At 71.5% G+C, this 17,211-nt stretch carries 21 protein-coding genes; 13 read left to right on the forward strand and 8 right to left on the reverse strand.

The window, feature by feature from the left end:
• Window positions 1-2 precede the first annotated feature (2 nt).
• Window positions 3-479, reverse strand: a complete 477-nt coding sequence (locus ACIBST_RS17515; protein ID WP_397172727.1) for a hypothetical protein — start codon at window positions 477-479, stop codon at window positions 3-5.
• 74 nt (window positions 480-553) lie between these two features.
• On the opposite strand from ACIBST_RS17515, the gene ACIBST_RS17520 reads away from it, so the two are divergent.
• Window positions 554-1,081 carry a DUF6886 family protein gene (locus tag ACIBST_RS17520; RefSeq protein WP_397172728.1) on the forward strand — a complete coding sequence of 176 codons (528 nt, stop codon included), beginning with the start codon at window positions 554-556 and terminating at the stop codon, window positions 1,079-1,081.
• Here ACIBST_RS17520 and ACIBST_RS17525 read toward each other — a convergent pair.
• From ACIBST_RS17525 to lysS, 4 genes are read right to left on the reverse strand one after another with little or no spacing between them, the layout of a single operon-like run.
• Window positions 1,056-2,018, reverse strand: coding sequence for a ketopantoate reductase family protein (locus ACIBST_RS17525; RefSeq protein WP_397172729.1), 963 nt, complete (start codon window positions 2,016-2,018; stop codon window positions 1,056-1,058). The genes ACIBST_RS17520 and ACIBST_RS17525 overlap by 26 nt on opposite strands.
• 19 nt (window positions 2,019-2,037) lie before the next feature.
• Complete coding sequence (locus tag ACIBST_RS17530; RefSeq protein WP_397172731.1) at window positions 2,038-2,766, reverse strand: glycosyltransferase family 2 protein; 729 nt, start codon at window positions 2,764-2,766, stop codon at window positions 2,038-2,040.
• A 60-nt stretch (window positions 2,767-2,826) separates the two neighbouring features.
• A complete protein-coding gene (locus ACIBST_RS17535) occupies window positions 2,827-3,366 on the reverse strand; it encodes an AAA family ATPase (protein WP_397172733.1) in 540 nt (179 codons plus the stop codon).
• Window positions 3,363-4,976, reverse strand: a complete 1,614-nt coding sequence (gene lysS, locus ACIBST_RS17540) for a lysine--tRNA ligase (RefSeq protein ID WP_397172735.1) — start codon at window positions 4,974-4,976, stop codon at window positions 3,363-3,365. The genes ACIBST_RS17535 and lysS overlap by 4 nt, the downstream gene beginning before the upstream one ends.
• A gap of 89 nt (window positions 4,977-5,065) precedes the next feature.
• Between lysS and ACIBST_RS17545 the strand changes: the two genes are divergently transcribed.
• Window positions 5,066-5,581, forward strand: coding sequence for a DinB family protein (locus ACIBST_RS17545; RefSeq protein ID WP_397172737.1), 516 nt, complete (start codon window positions 5,066-5,068; stop codon window positions 5,579-5,581).
• 4 nt (window positions 5,582-5,585) lie between these two features.
• Here ACIBST_RS17545 and ACIBST_RS17550 read toward each other — a convergent pair whose 3' ends face one another.
• The gene (locus ACIBST_RS17550) at window positions 5,586-6,698 is read right to left on the reverse strand and encodes an ROK family protein (RefSeq protein WP_397172738.1); all 1,113 of its coding nucleotides are present in this window, start codon (window positions 6,696-6,698) and stop codon (window positions 5,586-5,588) included.
• A gap of 90 nt (window positions 6,699-6,788) precedes the next feature.
• On the opposite strand from ACIBST_RS17550, the gene xylA reads away from it, so the two are divergent.
• From xylA to ACIBST_RS17565, 3 genes are read left to right on the forward strand one after another with little or no spacing between them, the layout of a single operon-like run.
• A complete protein-coding gene (gene xylA / locus ACIBST_RS17555; protein WP_352357490.1) occupies window positions 6,789-7,940 on the forward strand; it encodes a xylose isomerase in 1,152 nt (383 codons plus the stop codon).
• Window positions 7,937-8,680 (forward strand): sugar phosphate isomerase/epimerase family protein, encoded by a 744-nt coding sequence (locus ACIBST_RS17560; RefSeq protein ID WP_397172739.1) that lies wholly within the window; start codon window positions 7,937-7,939, stop codon window positions 8,678-8,680. The genes xylA and ACIBST_RS17560 overlap by 4 nt, the downstream gene beginning before the upstream one ends.
• Window positions 8,677-9,780 (forward strand): Gfo/Idh/MocA family protein, encoded by a 1,104-nt coding sequence (locus ACIBST_RS17565; RefSeq protein WP_397172741.1) that lies wholly within the window; start codon window positions 8,677-8,679, stop codon window positions 9,778-9,780. The genes ACIBST_RS17560 and ACIBST_RS17565 overlap by 4 nt, the downstream gene beginning before the upstream one ends.
• Window positions 9,781-9,790: 10 nt before the next feature.
• On the opposite strand, the gene ACIBST_RS17570 is transcribed toward ACIBST_RS17565, so the two are convergent.
• Window positions 9,791-11,071 (reverse strand): esterase-like activity of phytase family protein, encoded by a 1,281-nt coding sequence (locus tag ACIBST_RS17570; RefSeq protein WP_397172743.1) that lies wholly within the window; start codon window positions 11,069-11,071, stop codon window positions 9,791-9,793.
• 170 nt (window positions 11,072-11,241) lie between these two features.
• Between ACIBST_RS17570 and ACIBST_RS17575 the strand changes: the two genes are divergently transcribed.
• The 5 genes from ACIBST_RS17575 (at window position 11,242) to ACIBST_RS17595 (ending at window position 13,557) form a co-directional block, all read left to right on the forward strand.
• Window positions 11,242-11,508, forward strand: a complete 267-nt coding sequence (locus ACIBST_RS17575; RefSeq protein WP_397172744.1) for a hypothetical protein — start codon at window positions 11,242-11,244, stop codon at window positions 11,506-11,508.
• A gap of 80 nt (window positions 11,509-11,588) precedes the next feature.
• Window positions 11,589-11,864 (forward strand): hypothetical protein, encoded by a 276-nt coding sequence (locus tag ACIBST_RS17580; RefSeq protein WP_397172746.1) that lies wholly within the window; start codon window positions 11,589-11,591, stop codon window positions 11,862-11,864.
• Window positions 11,865-11,985: 121 nt separating this feature from the next.
• Window positions 11,986-12,348: a nuclear transport factor 2 family protein gene (locus tag ACIBST_RS17585; RefSeq protein ID WP_397172747.1), complete on the forward strand. Its 363-nt coding sequence runs from the start codon at window positions 11,986-11,988 to the stop codon at window positions 12,346-12,348.
• A 418-nt stretch (window positions 12,349-12,766) separates the two neighbouring features.
• Entirely contained in the window at window positions 12,767-13,186 is a 420-nt protein-coding gene (locus ACIBST_RS17590) for a hypothetical protein (RefSeq protein WP_397172748.1), read from the forward strand.
• Between the two features lie 17 nt (window positions 13,187-13,203).
• Complete coding sequence (locus ACIBST_RS17595; protein WP_397172749.1) at window positions 13,204-13,557, forward strand: YbaB/EbfC family nucleoid-associated protein; 354 nt, start codon at window positions 13,204-13,206, stop codon at window positions 13,555-13,557.
• A gap of 15 nt (window positions 13,558-13,572) precedes the next feature.
• On the opposite strand, the gene ACIBST_RS17600 is transcribed toward ACIBST_RS17595, so the two are convergent.
• Window positions 13,573-14,481, reverse strand: a complete 909-nt coding sequence (locus tag ACIBST_RS17600; RefSeq protein ID WP_397172751.1) for a hypothetical protein — start codon at window positions 14,479-14,481, stop codon at window positions 13,573-13,575.
• A gap of 122 nt (window positions 14,482-14,603) precedes the next feature.
• On the opposite strand from ACIBST_RS17600, the gene ACIBST_RS17605 reads away from it, so the two are divergent.
• The 3 genes from ACIBST_RS17605 to ACIBST_RS17615 all read left to right on the forward strand — a co-directional run bounded on the left by ACIBST_RS17605 (window position 14,604) and on the right by ACIBST_RS17615 (window position 17,097).
• Window positions 14,604-15,362, forward strand: a complete 759-nt coding sequence (locus ACIBST_RS17605; protein WP_397172753.1) for a hypothetical protein — start codon at window positions 14,604-14,606, stop codon at window positions 15,360-15,362.
• A 142-nt stretch (window positions 15,363-15,504) separates the two neighbouring features.
• Complete coding sequence (locus ACIBST_RS17610) at window positions 15,505-16,581, forward strand: SRPBCC family protein (protein WP_397172755.1); 1,077 nt, start codon at window positions 15,505-15,507, stop codon at window positions 16,579-16,581.
• 270 nt (window positions 16,582-16,851) lie between these two features.
• On the forward strand, window positions 16,852-17,097 hold the full coding sequence (locus ACIBST_RS17615; RefSeq protein WP_397172756.1) for an RNA polymerase sigma factor: 246 nt from the start codon (window positions 16,852-16,854) through the stop codon (window positions 17,095-17,097).
• Window positions 17,098-17,211 lie beyond the last annotated feature (114 nt).

The raw sequence follows: 17,211 nt of genomic DNA on the forward strand, positions 1-17,211 counted from the left end.
GCTCACGGCCTGGTGTCGTCGGGGCGGCCGCCGGCCACCAGCCGGTCGCCGTCCACTCGTTCGTGCGCGGCTCGCTCGCTCGCGACCCGTTCGTGCGCGACGCGCCCGTCCGTCACGCCGTCCGCGGCGCTGTCCGTGGCGCCGACCGTCGCGCCGTCGCGCGCGGCGCGGTTGCGGTCGCGTTCGAGCCGCCGTTCGAGGTCGCGCTTCTCGTCCTCCAGGCGGGAGACCCGGTCGGACGCCTCGGCGCGGGCGGCCCGCAGCCTGCGGCGCTTCCTGGCGGTCCTGCGCGACCCGGCGCCGATCAGCCAGATCCCCGCCAGCAGGGCGGCCGCGACGACCGCTCCGGCGATGAACATCTGGACGTGGTCGAGCTGGTAGGTGTTGCCAAACAGGATGTACCTGGAGCTCTCCTCCGTCGCCACCAAGGCGACGGCGCCGCCGGCGAGCAGGACCAGGATCAGACCCAATAAGACCATCCGAACTCACCCCTTGTCGTCAGAGCGCGTTTCTTCTGCCCTGACGAGGACGGGGTATGCGCATGATGGCGGGTATGAGACCCGAGCCCGGCCAGGTGCTGCACTTCTCCGAGGACCCGACCATCGAGCGGTTCGTGCCCCATGTCGCGCAGACGTCCTCGCTCGGCGAGCCGTACGTGTGGGCGGTCGGCCACGACCGCTGCCCCGATTACTGGTTCCCGCGCGCCTGCCCGCGGGCGATGGCCTGGCGCGGGCCGGACACCACCGACGAGGACGTGGCCAGGATCGCCGGCGCGGGCTGCGGCGACCGGGTGCACGCCGTCGAGTACGCCTGGCTCAAGGCCATCATGGACGTCCGCCTGTTCGCCTACCGCCTGCCCGCGGCCGGGTTCGCGCCGATCGGCGACCCCCCGCACGCCGTGGTGTCGAGGGAGCCGGTCGTGCCGATCGGCCCGCCGGAGCCGGTGGGCGACCTGTTCGAGCTGCACGAGCAGGCCGGGATCCAGTTGCGCGTGCTGGACAACCTGTGGCCGTTCTGGCACGAGGTGACCGGCAGCAGCATGTGCTTCAGCGGGATCAGGCTGCGGAACGCGCGTCGATGAGCGCGGTCAGCTCGGCCACCGGCATCGAGGCGGGCGGCAGCTTCTCGCGGGCGACCCGGTTGGCCTCGCGGCGCAGCACTTCGTTGACCGGCGTGGGCACGCCGTGCTCGCGGCCGAGCAGGACGATCTCGCCGTTGAGGTAGTCGGCCTCGATCGAGCCGCTGCCCCTGGCCAGGCTCTGCCAGGACGACCCGCCGCCCCGCCGGACGCCTTCGATCGGGACGACGTCCACCTGGTGGCCGCGGACCCGGCGCTCGTCCTCGGGGGTGGAGTAGGGGATGCCCGCGTGCTCGAACACGCCGATGGCCTCGGCGCGGGCCCGGTCGGCGAGCTCGGCCATGCCGTCGGCGTGCCCGACGAGGGCCTCGACGGCGTTGCCGAGGTTGTTGAGCAGCTTGCCGTGCTTCCAGCGCATGACGTCGGGGGTGGCGCGGGCGAGGAGGCCGTGTTTGCCGAGGTCGTCGGCGATCTGCCCGGCGAGGTCGTCCACACCCTGGGGATAGCGCCCGACGTGCAGCAGGCCCGAGTACGGGTGGCCGTGGGCGGCCACGACGCCGGGTTCGAGGTGCTGGGACGGCAGCCACACGCACATGCCGTAGACCCGCTCGGACCTGCGCAGGACGGTGCGCTCGTTGGCCACGCCGTTCTGCGCGCACACGACCGGCAGGTCCGTCGGCCAGGGATCGAGGGCGGCCAGGGTGTCCTGGGACTTGGTGGCCAGGATCAGCACGTCGTCGTCGCGGGTGGGGATCGGGCCGGAGGCGGTGGGGATGCGCAGGGTCTCGTCGGAATCGGGGGTGATCAGGCGGAGTCCGTCACGTTCGAGCGCCTCGCGGTGCGCGCCTCTCGCGACGAGCACGACCTCGTGCCCGCCCTGGTGGAGGCGGGCGCCGATGGTGCCGCCGACTGCTCCTGCTCCGATCACTATGTAGCGCACTGTCCGAGAATGTCACTTCTTACTTGGCGAGCGCCACCTCGGTCTGCGGCATGAGAGCGGTCCCGCGCGTCCGCTCGCGCATGATCGTCTTCAGCACGCGCCAGCCGTCGCGCACCGCGTGCAGGTTGCTCGCGCCGTGGATCCGGGAGCGCTCGTGGCTGGGCACCTCGTGGATGACCAGGCCGGCCTGGGCGGCCCGGACGTTCATGAGGGTCTCGATCTCGAAGCCGTCGCAGTCGAGCTCCATGACGTCCAGGTGGTCGCGCCAGAAGGCGTTGTAGCCGTAGCACAGGTCGGTGAAGCGGGTGCCGTACAGCATGTTGGTCAGGCCGGTGAGGAACTTGTTGCCCAGCGACCGGATGGGGCTGAGGTCGTCGGAGCCGCCGCCGGGGGCGTACCGGGAGCCCTTGGCGAAGTCGGCGCCGTCGATGAGGGTCTCGACGAACGAGCGGATCTCCTTGCCGTCGGTGGAACCGTCGGCGTCGATCATGACGATGATGTCGCCACGGGCGGCCTGGAAGCCCTCGATGAGGGCGTTGCCCTTGCCGCGCCGGCTCTGCACGACGACCCGGAGGTCGGGGCGCAGCCTGCGCGCGACGGCGATGGTGTCGTCGGTCGAGTTGCCGTCGACCAGGATCACCTCGTCGATCCAGTCGGGCAGCGTGGCGAAGACGTGGGGAAGGTTCTCGGCTTCGTTCATCGCGGGGACGATGACACTGACACTGGCGGCGAAGGGCTGCTTGTTCATGGGTACAAGGTGCACCTGCACACATGCAGCCCACTTGACACTGCCTTGCAGTGATCCTACTTATATGCGATCTCCACCGACCAATGCCTCGTCCGCCCGCGCGAGGATCTCCTCGACGGTCTCGGCGGGGGACTGGGCGGAGGTGTCCAGCCACAGGCCGATGCGCGGCGTCCCGGCCCGCAGGGCGGCGTCGAGCTGGGCGATCGTCCAGGCGCCGTAGCCGGTCTTGGCGCGTTCGCGCTCGCGGCGCTCGACGGCGGCGGCGTCGGGGGCGAGCACGACCACCCTGAGCGGACGGGTGCGGATCCACCGGGTGAACCGCTCCAAGTCCTCCCCAAGAACCACATCTTGCACAATTGCTGTAAATCCGGCGTCGAAATACAAGTCCGCCGTCTGGGCCGCGTGGCGGTAGCGCAGGTGCAACTGGCGCGCCGCCTCCTCCTCCGACCCGGGCGTCATCTCGGCCCGGCCGCCCACGACCATGCGGCGGAAGGTGTCGCCCCGGACGTGGGCCGACCGCGGCAGGCGCTCGGCCAGCGCCTGGGCGACCGTGGACTTGCCCGCGGCCGAGATCCCGGTGACCAGGACGACGCCGTTCACCCGCCGACCAGCTTCCGCACCCGGTCGGCGCCCACTGCCATGATCAGCGTGGGCAGCCGCGGCCCGGTGTCGCGGCCCACCAGCAGCCGGTAGAGCAGGACGAAGAACGCCCGCTGGGCCGCCTTCAGCTCCGGCGTGGGCTTGGCGTCGGCGTCAAGGCCGGCCTGGAGCTTCGGCACGCCGTAGACCAGGCTGGTGAGGCCGTCGAGCGTCCAGTCGTCGAGGCCGTCGGCCAGCAGGCGCAACGACTCGCGCTCGGTCTGGCCGAGGGAGTCGAGCAGCTCCTGGTCGGGCGTCTCGCGCACGCGGGTGCGCTGGTCGGCGGGCAGGTGGTCGGCCACCCAGCGCTGCGCCCGGTCGAGCCGGGGGCGGGCCTGGTCGAGCTCGCCGACGGCGTCGAGGTCGCGCAGGATGCGCAGCGCCTGCTCGTCGTGGCCGGTGGTGATGTCGAGGACGGAGGCCAGCGTGCGGTAGGGCACCGGGACCGGCGTGGCCGGCAGCGGCCCGGCGGCGGTGCCCACGGCGCGGGCGTGGGCGGCCAGCTCGGCGGGTTGGGCCTGGCCGGCGGCGACCTTGCGGGCCAGGGCGTCCCACTCGTCGTAGAGGCGCTGGATCTCCTGGTCGAAGGCGATCTTGAAGGACTGGGCGGGCTTGCGGCGGGCGTACAGCCAGCGCAGCACGGGCGCCTCCATGATCCCCAGGGCGTCGGCCGGGGTCGGCACGTCGCCCTTGGAGCTGCTCATCTTGGCCATGCCGGTGATGCCGACGAAGGCGTACATCGGGCCGATCGGCTGCTCGCCGCCGAACACCTCGCCGACGATCTGGCCGCCGACGATCCAGGCCGAGCCGGGGGAGTGGTGGTCGACGCCCGACGGCTCGAAGACCACGCCCTCGTGCGCCCACCGCATCGGCCAGTCGACCTTCCACACCAGCTTGCCGCGGTCGTGCTCGGCCAGGCGCACGGTCTCGCCGAACCCGCACTCGCAGGTGTAGGCCAGCTCGGTCGTCTCGTCGTCGTACGCGGTGACCTTCGTCAGGTCGCGCTCGCACAGCTCGCAGTACGGCTTGTACGGGAAGTAGTCCGCCACCTCCCGGCCGCCGTCCTTGGTCCGGTACGCCGCCAGGATCGCGTCGATCCGCGACCGCTCGCGCACGGCCAGCAGGATCTGCTCCCGGTAGGCGCCCGAGGTGTACTGCTCGGTCTGGCTGATGCCCCGGTAGTCGACGCCCAGCTCGGCCAGCGCGGCGGTCATCGGCGCCTTGAAGTGCTCGGCCCAGTTGGCGTACGGGCTGCCCGGCGGGGCGGGCACCGAGGTCAGCGGTTTGCCGATGTGCTCGGCCCAGGACGGGTCGACGCCCGCGGGCACCCTGCGGAAACGGTCGTAGTCGTCCCAGGACAGCAGGTGCACGCAGTCGAGGCCGCGCCGCCTGATCTCGTCGGCGACGAGGTGGGGGGTCATGACCTCGCGCAGGTTGCCCAGGTGGATGGGGCCCGAGGGGCTGAGCCCGGAGGCGCAGACGATCGGTTTGCCCGGGGCGCGACGCTCCGCCTCGGAGATCACCTCGTCCGCGAACCTGGAGACCCAGTCGGCCTCTGCACTTTCCGCCATCGAGCCATTGTCGCGGCTCGCCCGGGTCATACGCGAACCAGCCGAAAATCCGGTGCGTCACCGATGAGCCCTCCAGTAGCCTCCCGCGCATGACGCCACCCCGTGTACGTCCGCCCTTCGTGGCCGACGAACGTACCCAGCTCGTCGGCTGGCTGGACATGCAGCGCGCGATCGTCCACTGGAAGTGCGAGGGGCTGGCCGAGGCCGACGCCCACCGGCCGGTGCTGCCGACCTCGCCCCTGATGACGGTGGCCGGCCTGGTCTCCCACATGCGCTGGACGGAGCACTGCTGGTTCGAGGTGCTCTTCCTGGGCGGCACCGCCGAGGGAAACCCGCAGTTCCAGGACGAGCCCGAAGACGCCGACATGCTGGTCGAGGGCGTCACGCTGGCCCAGCTACTCGACGACTACGCCAAGCAGTGCGAGCGCTCCAACGAGATCGTCGCCGCCCACTCGCTCGACGACGTCGGCAAGCACCCCGACTTCCGGTCGGCGGCGTCCTCGCTGCGCTGGGTGCTGATGCACATGGTCGAGGAGACCGCCAGGCACGCCGGCCACCTCGACATCGTCCGAGAGCTGGTCGACGGGAGCAAGGGCTACTACTGACCCCTCACGCGCCCAGCACGTCCGCCGGGTCGGCGACGATCCGCTGGATGATCAGCCCGGCCGCCCCCAGCACCGCCGCGTCGGCGCCGTTGGCCGAGACGACCAGGGCGGGCGGCGTGCCGCGCATCTGCCCCAGCCGGGCCGCCAGCACGTCCCGGGCCGGGGCCTCCAGCCAGGGGAACAGCGGGGCGAAGACGCCGCCGAGCACGATCCTTCCGGGATCCATCAGGTGCACGGCCGACGTGAGCGCCACCCCGAGCGCTTCTCCGGCCCGCGCGCAGGCGGTCAGCGCGCGCCGGTCGCCTGCGGCCAGCGCGTCGGACAGGGCTGCGACCGAGTCCAGGTCGCCGAGCAGGGCGTCCTGGCCCGCGTACACCTCCAGGCAGCCGCGGCCGCCGCAGCGGCAGGCGGGGCCGTCGGGGGTCACGACGACGTGGCCCAGCTCGCCGGCCAGCCCGTACGTCCCCCGGAACACGGTCCCGTCCACGACCAGCCCGGCGCCGACGCCGATCTCGCCGGAGACGTAGAGGAAGTCCGTCGCCCGCGAGCCGAACCACAGCTCGCCCAGCGCCGCCAGGTTCGCCTCGTTGTCGACCGCGCACGGCAGGTCGAGCAGGTCGGCCACCCGTACGTCGCGCCAGCCCAGGTGGGGGGCGTTGCGCAGCAGGCCGTCCTCGACCGTGCCGGGCACGGCCAGGGCGGCGCCGATGATCCGCAACCCGGCCGCCTCGGCCTCCGAGACGACCTCCTTCACCAGGTCGCGCAGCAGTTGCAGCACGTCGGCCGGGTCGGAGCCGCGGTTGTCGGCCGGGCGGGTGCGGCGCAGGCGTACGGACCGGGTCAGGTCGACCACGCAGGCGGCCAGATAGTCGATGTTGACCTCCAGCCCGAGCGCGGCCACCCGGTGCCCGCTCAGCCCCACGGCCACGCCGGGCCGCCCGCGCTCGCCGTCGCGCACCGCGCCCGACTCGCTCACCGCCCCGGCCTCCAGCAGGGCCGCGACCAGGCTGGACACGGTGGTCTTGGTCAGCCCGGTGAGCTCGGCCAGCGCCGCCCTGGTGAGCGGGCCGTGCCCGTGGACGGCCTGGAGTACCACGGCCAGATTGCGGGCACGCATGGAATCATGCCGGACCCCCCTTGACGCCACCATGCATGCCTCCTCAGGATTATGTACAGATTATGGACTAAAGGTAGGGGACGTCAGCAAATGTCATCCTTCACTCCGACACCCGCCGATCGCTTCACCTTCGGACTCTGGACGGTGGGCTGGCAGGCCCGTGACCCGTTCGGCGACGCGAGCCGTCCCGCGCTCGACCCCGTCGAGAGCGTGCACCGGCTGGCCGAGCTCGGCGCGTACGGCGTCACCTTCCACGACGACGACCTGCTGGCCGTCGAGCCCGACCGGGACAAGGCGATCGCCGCCTTCCGCAAGGCCCTGGACGAGACCGGGATGAAGGTCCCGATGGCCACCACGAACCTGTTCACCCACCCGGTGTTCAAGGACGGCGCGTTCACCAGCAACGACCGTGACGTGCGCCGGTACGCCCTGCGCAAGGTCATGCGCAACATCGACCTGGCCGCCTCGCTCGGCGCGACCACGTACGTGTGCTGGGGCGGCCGCGAGGGCGCCGAGTCCGACGCGGCCAAGGACGTCAAGGCGGCACTCGACCGCTACAAGGAGGGCCTGGACCTGCTCTGCCAGTACGTCCTCGACCGCGGCTACGACCTGCGCTTCGCCCTGGAGCCCAAGCCCAACGAGCCGCGCGGCGACATCCTGCTGCCGACCATCGGCCACGCCCTGGCGCTCATCAACGACCTGGAGCACCCGGAGATGGTGGGCCTCAACCCCGAGGTCGGCCACGAGCAGATGGCGGGGCTCAACTTCGTCCACGGCATCGCCCAGGCGCTGTGGCACGGCAAGCTGTTCCACATCGACCTCAACGGCCAGCACGGCCCCAAGTACGACCAGGACCTGATCTTCGGCCACGGCGACCTCAAGAGCGCCTTCTTCCTGGTCGACCTGCTGGAGAACGGCGGCTACGACGGCCCGCGCCACTTCGACTACAAGCCGCTGCGCACCGAGGACCCCGACGACGTGTGGGACTCGGCCGCCGCGAACATGCGCACGTACCTGATCCTCAAGGAGAAGTCGCGCGCCTTCCGCGCCGACCCCGAGGTGCAGGAGGCCCTGCGCGCCTCCCGCGTGGACGAGCTGGCCCGGCCCACCCTCGCCGCGGGCGAGACCTGGCAGGACCTGGCCGCCGACGACTTCGACCCCGAGGCGGCGGCCCGGCGCGGCTTCCACTTCACCCGGCTCAACCAGCTCGCCCTTGAGCACCTCATGGGGGTCCGTGGATGACCAGGCCGCTCAGCGTCCAGCTCTACACCGTCAGGGACCAGCTCGCCGCCGACCGCGACGGCACCCTTGAGCGCATCGCCGGCATCGGGTACGGCGCCGTCGAGCCCTTCGACCCGACCGCCGACCCCAAGGGCTTCCGCCAGGTGCTCGACGACCTGGGGCTCGCGGTGAGCAGCACGCACGCGTACGCGCTGCTCAGCCAGGAGCCCGCCGAGGTCTTCGACGCCGTCGCCACGGTCGGCGCCGACCTGGTGATCATCCCCGGCGGCGTCCCCGAGGCCGAGTTCACCACCCGCGACGGCCTCTCGCGCACCGCCGACCTGCTGAACGGCCTGGCCGAGCAGGCGGCCGGGCACGGCATGCGCATCGGCTACCACAACCACTGGTGGGAGATCGAGCCCAGGATCGACGGTCGGCACGCCATCGAGGCGCTGGCCGACCTGCTCGCCCCCGAGGTGTTCCTGGAGATCGACACGTACTGGGCGGCCGTGGGCGGCGCCGACGTGCCCGCCCTGCTCGGCCGCCTGGCCGGGCGCACGCTCGCGCTGCACGTCAAGGACGGGCCGGTGGTGAAGGGCGAGCCGCACACGGCGGTGGGGGCGGGCGCGATGCCGGTGCCCGAGATCCTGGCCGCCGCGCCGGACGCCTGGCGGATCGTCGAGCTCGACACGTGCGCGACCGACCTGTTCACCGCCCTGGCCGACAGCCACGCCCACCTCACCGCACTGGAGGGCTCATGAGCGGCGGGCCCGTGGGCGTCGCGGTCGTCGGCGCCGGGGTGATCAGCGCCCAGTACCTGCGCAACCTCACCGCCTTCCCCGACGTGCGGGTGCTCGGCGTGGCCGACCTCGACACCGGCCGGGCCGCCGCGGCGGCCCGCGAGCACGGCGTGCCCGCCTCCGGCAGCCTGGCCGAGATCCTCGCCCTGCCCGAGGTCGAGATCGTGGTCAACCTGACGGTCCCGGCCGCGCACGCGGCCGTCGCGCTGGAGTCCCTGCGCGCCGGCAAGCACGTGTACGGCGAGAAGCCGCTCGCCCTGGACATGGACCAGGCGGCCAAGGTCATGGCCGAGGCCGCCAACCTGGGCCTGCGCGTCGGCGGCGCCCCCGACACCTTCCTCGGCCCCGGGCTCCAGGCCGCGGCGCACGCCCTGCGCTCCGGCCTGATCGGCGAGCCGGTCGGGATCACCGTCTCCTTCCAGAACCTGGGGCCGGAGTCCTGGCACCCCGATCCCGAGTTCTACTACCGGCCCGGCGGCGGCCCGCTGTTCGACATGGGCCCCTACTACCTGACCGCGCTGGTCTCCCTGCTCGGCCCGGTCGCCCGGGTCGCGGGCGGCACGCGCAGGGCCCGCGCCGAGCGGGTCGTCGGCTCGGGCCCCAAGGCCGGCACCCTGTTCCCCGTGGACGTGCCCACCCACGTCAACGCCCTGCTGGACTTCCCCGGCACGGCCACCGCCACCGCGACCTTCAGCTTCGACTCGCCCGTCAGCCGCAAGCTGATCGAGGTGATCGGCACCGAAGGCGCCCTGCTGCTGCCCGACCCCAACACCTTCGGCGGCCCGCTGCTGGTCCGCGGGCCGCACGACGCCGACTGGCGGGAGCTGCCCGTCGCCGCCGACCAGGCCGGGCGCGGCATCGGCGTGCTCGACCTGGCCCGGTCGCTGCGCGCCGGCACGCCGCACCGGGCCTCGGGCGAGCTGACGCTGCACGTGCTGGAGCTCATGACGGCCATCACCGAGTCGGGCGAACGCGCCGAGTTCCGCCCGATCACCTCGGCCGTGACGGCCCCCGAGCCCCTGCCCGCCGGCTGGGACCCGTACGCCGGCACGCTGTCCTGACGGGACGGCTCTAGAAGAGCGGCCTGGCCAGCCGGATCGTCAGGATCCGGCTGGTCACGCCCGAGTCCACCAGGCGGCCGTCGGCGTCGAAGGTGCCGAGGCCGAAGTCGTTGTCGTTGGCCACGGCGAGCGTCACCGGGTCGAGCAGGGCGACGCCCTCGATCTTGCCGGGCAGGCCGGGGATCGCCGCCAGGTCCACGGCGAGCGTCTTGGTGGCGACGGTGACGTTCGAGGGCAGCGACGCCTCCAGCGAGGGCGTGGTGGCCGGGTCGTCGTGCCGGCCGCCGAGCAGGTTCGTCGCCCGGCGCAGGTCGACGGTGTAGAGGCGGGCCACGGCGTCGGTGCGCTCCTGGAGCAGCAGGCGGCCGGGGCTCAGCACGTTCAGGGCGGAGATCTTCATGTCGCCCTGCTCGGCCGCCGGGTCGAAGGCGGCCACGTTCTCCATCGTGTAGGCCCACTCGCCGGTCGGGCGGCCGGTGCGCAGGTCAACGCGCAGGATGCGGGCCGTGCTCGACGCCTTGCCGGTCTTCTTGTCGGGGTTGGCGAGCGGGCTCTGCACGGCCAGGTACAGGGCGCGCTCGGCCTGGGAGACGCCGAGCGCCTCGATGCCGCGGTTCTGCTGCCGGGTCGCCAGGATCGCGGGCAGCGTCTCGTGGACCGGGTAGCCGGCGCCGGTGAGCTTCAGGCCCTTGGGGACGTACCTGGCCTGGACGCGGCCGTCGCCCGCCACGTGCAGCAGCGAGGGGGAGTACTCGTCCACCAGCCAGAAGCCGCCGCGGCCGTCGGTGACGACGTCCTCGGTGTCCAGGCCGTTCGGGTCGTAGGGGAGCTGCGTCAGGCCGTCCCAGGTGTAGGGGATCTCGTCGTGGCCGGACTGGTTGGACAGGCCGGTGATCGGGGTGCCGTCGGAGGTCTTCAGCGGGATGCTCTCCACGATGCGGGCCGTGTCGTGCCGCACGGCCACGCGGACGATCGCCGGCGCGAACTCCGGCACCGGGAACGTGCGCCGCTTCTCCCCGTTGACCTTGGGCTCGCCGTTCGGGCCGCGGTCGGTGACCATCCAGTACTCGCCCGCGCGCCTGGCCGGGAACAGGCCGCTGCCCAGGCCGCCCAGCTTGACGCCGCGGGAGTCCTTGACGATGTCCGGCTCGAAGGCGGCCAGGTCGGGGGCGGGCAGCGTCACGTCGGACAGGACGCGGGGCTGCCGTCCCGAGGCGGCGTCGGCGGGCGCGGCGACGGCGGTGGCGAGGGCCGCGCCGACGGCCAGCATGGCGATGAACGAACGAGACATGACGCTTCCCTTGGCAGCAAATCTACAGATAAGGGTCGAAAGGTATCCACGCTGGATGTCCTGCCGCTGAAGGGCGCGTGAATTCGTCATACGACATCCCACGAAATTTCACGACGATCGGTGACATGTCGTACTAGGCGGCCTTCAGGGGGCTTCCTAACGTGGGAGCCGTGACCCTCATCCGGCGTACGGCCGTCGCCGCGGCGGCCGCGCTCATCTGCTCGATGCTGCCCGCGCAGGCCGCCCGCGCCGACGGCGCCTACACCTGCTTCCTCGGCTGGATCGACCACGGCACGATCTCCGGCCAGGACTGCGAGGGCGTCGGCTACGTGAACGTCAACGTCACGCTCATGGCCGGCCCCGACCCCGGCACGTACCTGTGCCGCACGGCCTTCTCCTGGAACGGCTCCCTGTCGGGCGAGGGCTGCACGGGCTGATCCCGCCCATGTCCCTTGCCTGCCGGTGAGGTCCCCGGACCGGCCGTTCCCTTCCCTCTGTTCGGGGCAGAGGGCTGCTCATGACCCAAGACCCTTTTGAACCCCCCGGAGCCGGGCTCATCACCTCCTGGATCGCGCTCCTCGACAACGCCCGCCACGAGAACCGGGTCATCTCGGTACGCCTGCTGAGCGGCGACTCCTTCACCGGCCACGTCACCCGGCGGGGCGACTCCGTCGTCACCGTCGAGTCCTCGGAGCGGACCTCCGGCGTCCGGGAGCACAACCTCGCCATCAGCGCCATCGTGTCGATCACCTTCGAGTCGCCGGCCGGCCCCGGCGGGGCCTCGCCCGCCTGAGCGGCCCGCCGGAACGCCCGGCTGTGTGCCGGACGCGCCGGACGCGCCGGCCTGTCGCACGGGAACGCGTCGTCCCGTATCGTCCGCAGCAGCGACCCCGTCCACGTGAGGAATGATCAACATGTCCCACGATGTGGTACGACGCGTTTTCCAGGTGGTCGACTCGTTCGACCCCGACAAGTTCGCCGAGCTGCTGGCCGAGGACGCCACCCTGGTGTTCGGCAACGCCGAGCCCATGGTGGGACGCGACGCCGTCGCCGCCGGCCTGCGGACGTTCTACTCGACCATCGGCGGCCTGCGGCACCGGATCGTCCGGGACTGGCAGGCGGGGGCCGACACGATCGCCGAGACCGAGGTGACGTACCGGCGGCTCGACGGCAAGGACGCCGCGGTGGTGGCCGTGTCGATCTGGCGCACCGGGGACGACGGCCTGATCTCGGACTATCGCATCTTCGCCGATCTCGCCCCCGTCTACGAGTCGTAGCTGCTTCCCGGTATTCCTGTCGGTATTGTGGACAACTCTGTGCGCCCGCCGGCGGCCACGTACCGACAGGAGAACCGCCATGCCCACCTACGAGCCGCCCACCCCCACCCCGACCGGTACGCCCGCCCCGAGCCCCACGCCTCCGACCCCCAGTGAGCCCCCGACCCCCAGCCCCACGACCCCGTACCCCACCCCGACCCCCACCTCCACGGCAACCCCGTCGCCCACCGGGACCCCGACTCCGACCGGAACCCCCACTCCGACCGGGACACCCTCTCCGACCGGGACACCGACGCCGACCCCGACCGGGACCGGTACCCCGACCCCCACCGGCACCCCGACCCCCACCGCAAGCCCGACCCCCACCGTGACCCCGACCCCGACCACCACCCCCAGTGCGACACCGAGCCCTTCAGGGGTGGCTCCCGCCCTGAGCGCCACCCCCTCGGCCCCCGCTCCGGGCGCGGCCGGCCCCCAGGGCCCCGGGATGCCGACCACCGAGGTGCACGGCACCACCTTCACCAAGGCCGCCGGCGCCTTCCTCGCCGAGCGCACCGAATTCGCGAACGACACCCGCCGCATCCTCGACGCCCTCGACGCACTGGGCGACTTCGCCGGCACCGACGAGACCGCGAACACCTTCAAGAAGAACTACGCGACGGCCCTGGGAAAGGCCGAGACCTACGTCGACGCCCTGCGCGAGGTCTACCCGGCGGTGGCCGACCGCCTGGCCGACATGCGGACCAGCTTCGACGTCGCCAACTGGGCCACCATCGCATCCCTGCCCGAAGTGTCCGACCCGCCCAAGCTCGCCCCCAAGGACGGACAGCTCATCTGACACCCCTGGAGCCCCCGATGACCACCCCCGAAGACCCCACCCCCTACCTCGACGACGAGATGCGCCACCTCCTCGGCCAGTTCCAGGCCGACATCCGCCCGCTTGAGGAGCTGCAGGAGAGCCTCGACGCCGTCCGCGGCCGTGGCGAGGCCGCCGACGGCCAGGTGACGGCCGAGGTGCTGCCGACCGGCGCGCTCGGCGGCCTGCGCATCGACCCGCGGGCCATGCGACTGGGCGCGGACGCCCTGGCGGAGGCCGTCCTGGCCGCCGCGAACGCCGCCGCCGAGGACCTCGCCGCCCGGATGTCCGGCCTGATGACGACCGGCCTGACCCCTTTCGCCGACGAGATCCGGCGCTTCACCCGGGACTGACGACGTGACCGGCACTCAGTACCGGCGCCACCGCCTGAACTGGTCCTGGCCCGCCGCGACCCCCAGCTTGGCGAGCATCTGCTGCCAGGTCGGCAGCAGGCTGACCGGGTCGTCCACGACGTCGCCGGGCCGGTTGAGGGCGTTGGCGGTGGTGCTGAAGATGGTGGACCCGGTCAGGAACACCACCGCGTTACGCGCCGCCGGGTTCTTCGGCAGCACGTTCGCGGCCTTGCCGAAGTTGGCGGGGTCCACGTGGTAGAAGACCATGGCCGCCGCGAAGTTCTTCAGCATGTAGTCGCCGCGGTCGCCCCAGGAGCCGGTGTCCTCGCCCCTCGCGAGCTTGAGCCCGTCGACGACCGCCTGGTCGAGCACGGTGTAGGCCAGGCTGCCCCCGACGGCGTAGATGAACCGCTTGCCCACGGCGTTCTCGAACATCTTGAGCAACAGCCGCGCCTGCGACCTGCGCATCGCCCAGTTGATCATCACCTGGACCTTCTTGTCGATCGCCGGCCAGCAGAAGAACATCAGCAGTTCGATCCACTGGATCATGGCCATCGTGCGCAAGGTGTGCTGGGTCCGTTCCAGCAATTCGGCGTAATCCTCGACCGCGTCCGCCAGGCCGCGGATGTAGGCGGAGACGCGCGGCGGATAGGGCGCGATCTCCTGGTTGAAATACGTCCGGAACGCGTCGATGCCCGCGCCGGAACTCGGCGGACGCCAGACCCGGGCCGCGACCTCCTCGACGTCGTCAAGGCTGGCGTCCACGCGTCCGGCCAGTTGCCGCAGCAACCCCGCGGCCGCCCGCGCCTTCGCCGGATCGCCGTCCGGATAGGCCACGCTCAACATCTGCAGAACCACGCCGCCCACTCCGACGGCGGAGAACATGAACCCCGCCATCGGCAGCGCCCGGGAAGACGGACTCATTCGACAACCCCTTTTGCTGGAATCGACAATCAGTTGTGGGATCATCCCATCAATAACATCGATAACGCCAGTCCCAGATTTCCGCCGCTGTTCACCTGCCGGTCCGGTTAGGGTTTCCGGTCATGAGCCGAACGCCCATCGTCCCGGTTTCACAACTGGCGAGTTACGTGGAGACCGCGCGGGCTTATTACGAACCCCAGATGCAGCTCATGGGGCTCGGCCAGCAGCAGATCGAGCAGCAGTCATTGACCGAGCTGAAGGATTCGCTCGACCGGGTGAACCGGGCCATTGCGCACCCGTCACAGTTCGGCACGCTCGCGCTGAAGATCAGCGCCTCGGCCGGCGCGATAATCGCCAAGACCGGCGCCGAGGCGACGGTCTCGATCGGCGCGCTGCCTATTTTGCTGGAGCGGAAGCGAACCATCATTGACCGTATTCGCGTCGTCTATCCGCAGGAACAACTGCAGGACGTGCAAGAGGTCGTCAGCCGGAAAGTCGACGACCCGGCGGTCCGCGACGAGCTCTACGGGATGATCTCTTCTCTGCTCGCCGAGCAGCGCGCGCTGGCGGAGCAGAGCGCCGCCTCGCAGCTCGACGACATCGACATGGCCCTGCGGGACATCGAGATCAGCGAGCGGAAATGGCGCATGCGCTGGTCGTTCCTCGAACGGGAACCGGTGGCCATTCTCATCGGCGCGGTGCTGCTGATTCTGCTGAGCGTCGCCCTCATCGTCGCGATGTTCACCGCGACCGCGATCCCCGAGCTCGTGGCCAGCGCCTTCCTGCTCATTCTCGGCTTCTTCTTCGGCCAGACGACTTCAGGGGCCCGCGCGAACGCCGACCGGCAGGGCGAAGGCGGCGTCACCGACCCTCGGGGATAGGCGTGGAAGCGGCGCGGTGATCCGTACACAATGGATCATCAACCCTCAATGCGGCCCATGCCCCGGAGGTACGGTGCCCCCCGCCTCGAACCCCGCATTCGATCACATCTCTGCCGGATACCACCCCAATCCCGCGCTTTCGATGTCCCTGCACGCCGACGCCTATACCGACCCGAAATGGCACGACATCGACCAGCAGGCCATCTTCGCCCGTTCGTGGCAGTGGCTGTGTCACGTGGAACGCCTGCGGACGCCGGGCAGCTACGTGACGGGGACGGTGGCCGGCCTGCCGATCGTCGCCGTACGGGACGAGTCCGGCATCCTGCGCGCCTTCTACAACGTGTGCAAGCACCGCGCCCACGAACTCCTGACCGGTTCCGGCGTCCGGCGCAGCATCGTGTGCCCGTACCACGCCTGGAACTTCGACCTGACCGGACGCCTGAGACGGGCGCGCAACACCGGCGGCATGCCCGGCTTCGACCCCTCCACGGTGTGCCTCGACCGGATCAAGGTCACCGAGTTCGCCGGCATGGTCTACGTCAACCTGGCCCCCGACGCGCCTGCGCTGGCCGAGCAGGCCGGGAACCTGGAGGCGGAGATCGCGGCACGGGCCCCGAACGTGGCCGGGCTGACCCTGGCCCGCCGGCTCACCTACGACATCGCCTCCGACTGGAAGAACGTCGTCGACAACTTCCTGGAGTGCTACCACTGCCACGTGGCGCACAAGGACTTCGTGTCCCTGGTGGACATGAGCACGTACCAGGTCACCACGTACGGCATCTACTCCAGCCACATGGCCCAGGCGGGCAGGTCGGAGAACTCCGCCTACGACGTGTCGGGCGCGACGGTCACCGAGCACGCCGTCTGGTGGCTCTGGCCCAACACGTGCCTGCTGCGCTACCCCGGCCGGGGGAACTTCATGGTTCTGCAGATCGTCCCCGACGGCCCGGGACGCACCCGCGAGACCTGGGACTTCTACCTGGAGACCGCCGAGCCCGACGAGGCCGAGCTGGACAGCATCCGCTACATCGACGAGGTGCTCCAGGTGGAGGACATCGCCCTGGTGGAGAGCGTCCAGCGGGGGATGCGCACCCCGGCGTTCACCCAGGGAAAGATCGTCTACGATCCCGACGGCTCGGGCCTGTCGGAACACGCCGTCCACCACTTCCACGGCCTGGTCCTGGACGCCTACCGCCGCCACCTCGAACCACGGCCATAGGACACACGACCCGACGAGAAGGCCGCTTCCCGGCTCCGGAGGCGGCCTTCTCCGTGTTCGCCTGTCACGCCTGCGACCACCCGGACACCTGCTCGGTGCCGGCCGGCGACCGCGCCCGGCTCTGGCTGTACGGCGTGGCCCGGCGCACCCTGGCCAACCACCGCCGCGGCGAGTCCCGCCGGGCGGCCGTGACCACGCGCCTGCGCGCCGAACTCGCGGAATGGACCGACCCGGGGGGCGGACTCGGCGGCGGACCCCGCGGCCGGAGCCGTGCCCGAGACCGCCCGCGCGGCCTTCCTGCGGCTGTCCGCCGACGACCGGGAGGTGCTCTCGCTCGTCGCCTGGGAGGGGCTCGGCAACGCCGAGCTGGCGCAGGTGCTCGGCTGTTCGCGCCTCGCCGTCCGGCAGGGCCTGCACCGCGCGCGAAAGCGCCTGGCCGCCGAACTCGCCGCCGACGACCCCGATCTCGCCCGGTACGGCCCGCGAGCCGTCCGTCTCGCCAAGGAGACCTCATGAACCCGCAGCTCGACGACCTCCTCAGGCGGCTCGCCCCGCCCGCCGGGCCGGGGCTGACGCCCGGCGCCAGGGAGACGATGTACAAGATCATGGAGGAGGAACCCGCCCCGGCCC

Source organism: Nonomuraea sp. NPDC049684 (assembly GCF_044465345.1).
In the GTDB taxonomy this organism is placed as follows: domain Bacteria; phylum Actinomycetota; class Actinomycetes; order Streptosporangiales; family Streptosporangiaceae; genus Nonomuraea.

Coding starts and splice junctions, on each gene's coding strand:
- xylA (WP_352357490.1), top strand. CDS start 6,789: ATGTCATCCTTCACTCCGACACCCGCCGATCGCTTCACCTTCGGACTC.
- ACIBST_RS17585 (WP_397172747.1), top strand. CDS start 11,986: ATGTCCCACGATGTGGTACGACGCGTTTTCCAGGTGGTCGACTCGTTC.
- ACIBST_RS17600 (WP_397172751.1), bottom strand. CDS start 14,481: ATGAGTCCGTCTTCCCGGGCGCTGCCGATGGCGGGGTTCATGTTCTCC.
- ACIBST_RS17610 (WP_397172755.1), top strand. CDS start 15,505: ATGTCCCTGCACGCCGACGCCTATACCGACCCGAAATGGCACGACATC.
- ACIBST_RS17605 (WP_397172753.1), top strand. CDS start 14,604: ATGAGCCGAACGCCCATCGTCCCGGTTTCACAACTGGCGAGTTACGTG.
- ACIBST_RS17580 (WP_397172746.1), top strand. CDS start 11,589: ATGACCCAAGACCCTTTTGAACCCCCCGGAGCCGGGCTCATCACCTCC.
- ACIBST_RS17570 (WP_397172743.1), bottom strand. CDS start 11,071: ATGTCTCGTTCGTTCATCGCCATGCTGGCCGTCGGCGCGGCCCTCGCC.
- ACIBST_RS17515 (WP_397172727.1), bottom strand. CDS start 479: ATGGTCTTATTGGGTCTGATCCTGGTCCTGCTCGCCGGCGGCGCCGTC.
- ACIBST_RS17530 (WP_397172731.1), bottom strand. CDS start 2,766: ATGAACAAGCAGCCCTTCGCCGCCAGTGTCAGTGTCATCGTCCCCGCG.
- ACIBST_RS17560 (WP_397172739.1), top strand. CDS start 7,937: ATGACCAGGCCGCTCAGCGTCCAGCTCTACACCGTCAGGGACCAGCTC.
- ACIBST_RS17520 (WP_397172728.1), top strand. CDS start 554: ATGAGACCCGAGCCCGGCCAGGTGCTGCACTTCTCCGAGGACCCGACC.
- ACIBST_RS17550 (WP_397172738.1), bottom strand. CDS start 6,698: ATGCGTGCCCGCAATCTGGCCGTGGTACTCCAGGCCGTCCACGGGCAC.
- ACIBST_RS17565 (WP_397172741.1), top strand. CDS start 8,677: ATGAGCGGCGGGCCCGTGGGCGTCGCGGTCGTCGGCGCCGGGGTGATC.
- ACIBST_RS17595 (WP_397172749.1), top strand. CDS start 13,204: ATGACCACCCCCGAAGACCCCACCCCCTACCTCGACGACGAGATGCGC.
- ACIBST_RS17545 (WP_397172737.1), top strand. CDS start 5,066: ATGACGCCACCCCGTGTACGTCCGCCCTTCGTGGCCGACGAACGTACC.
- lysS (WP_397172735.1), bottom strand. CDS start 4,976: ATGGCGGAAAGTGCAGAGGCCGACTGGGTCTCCAGGTTCGCGGACGAG.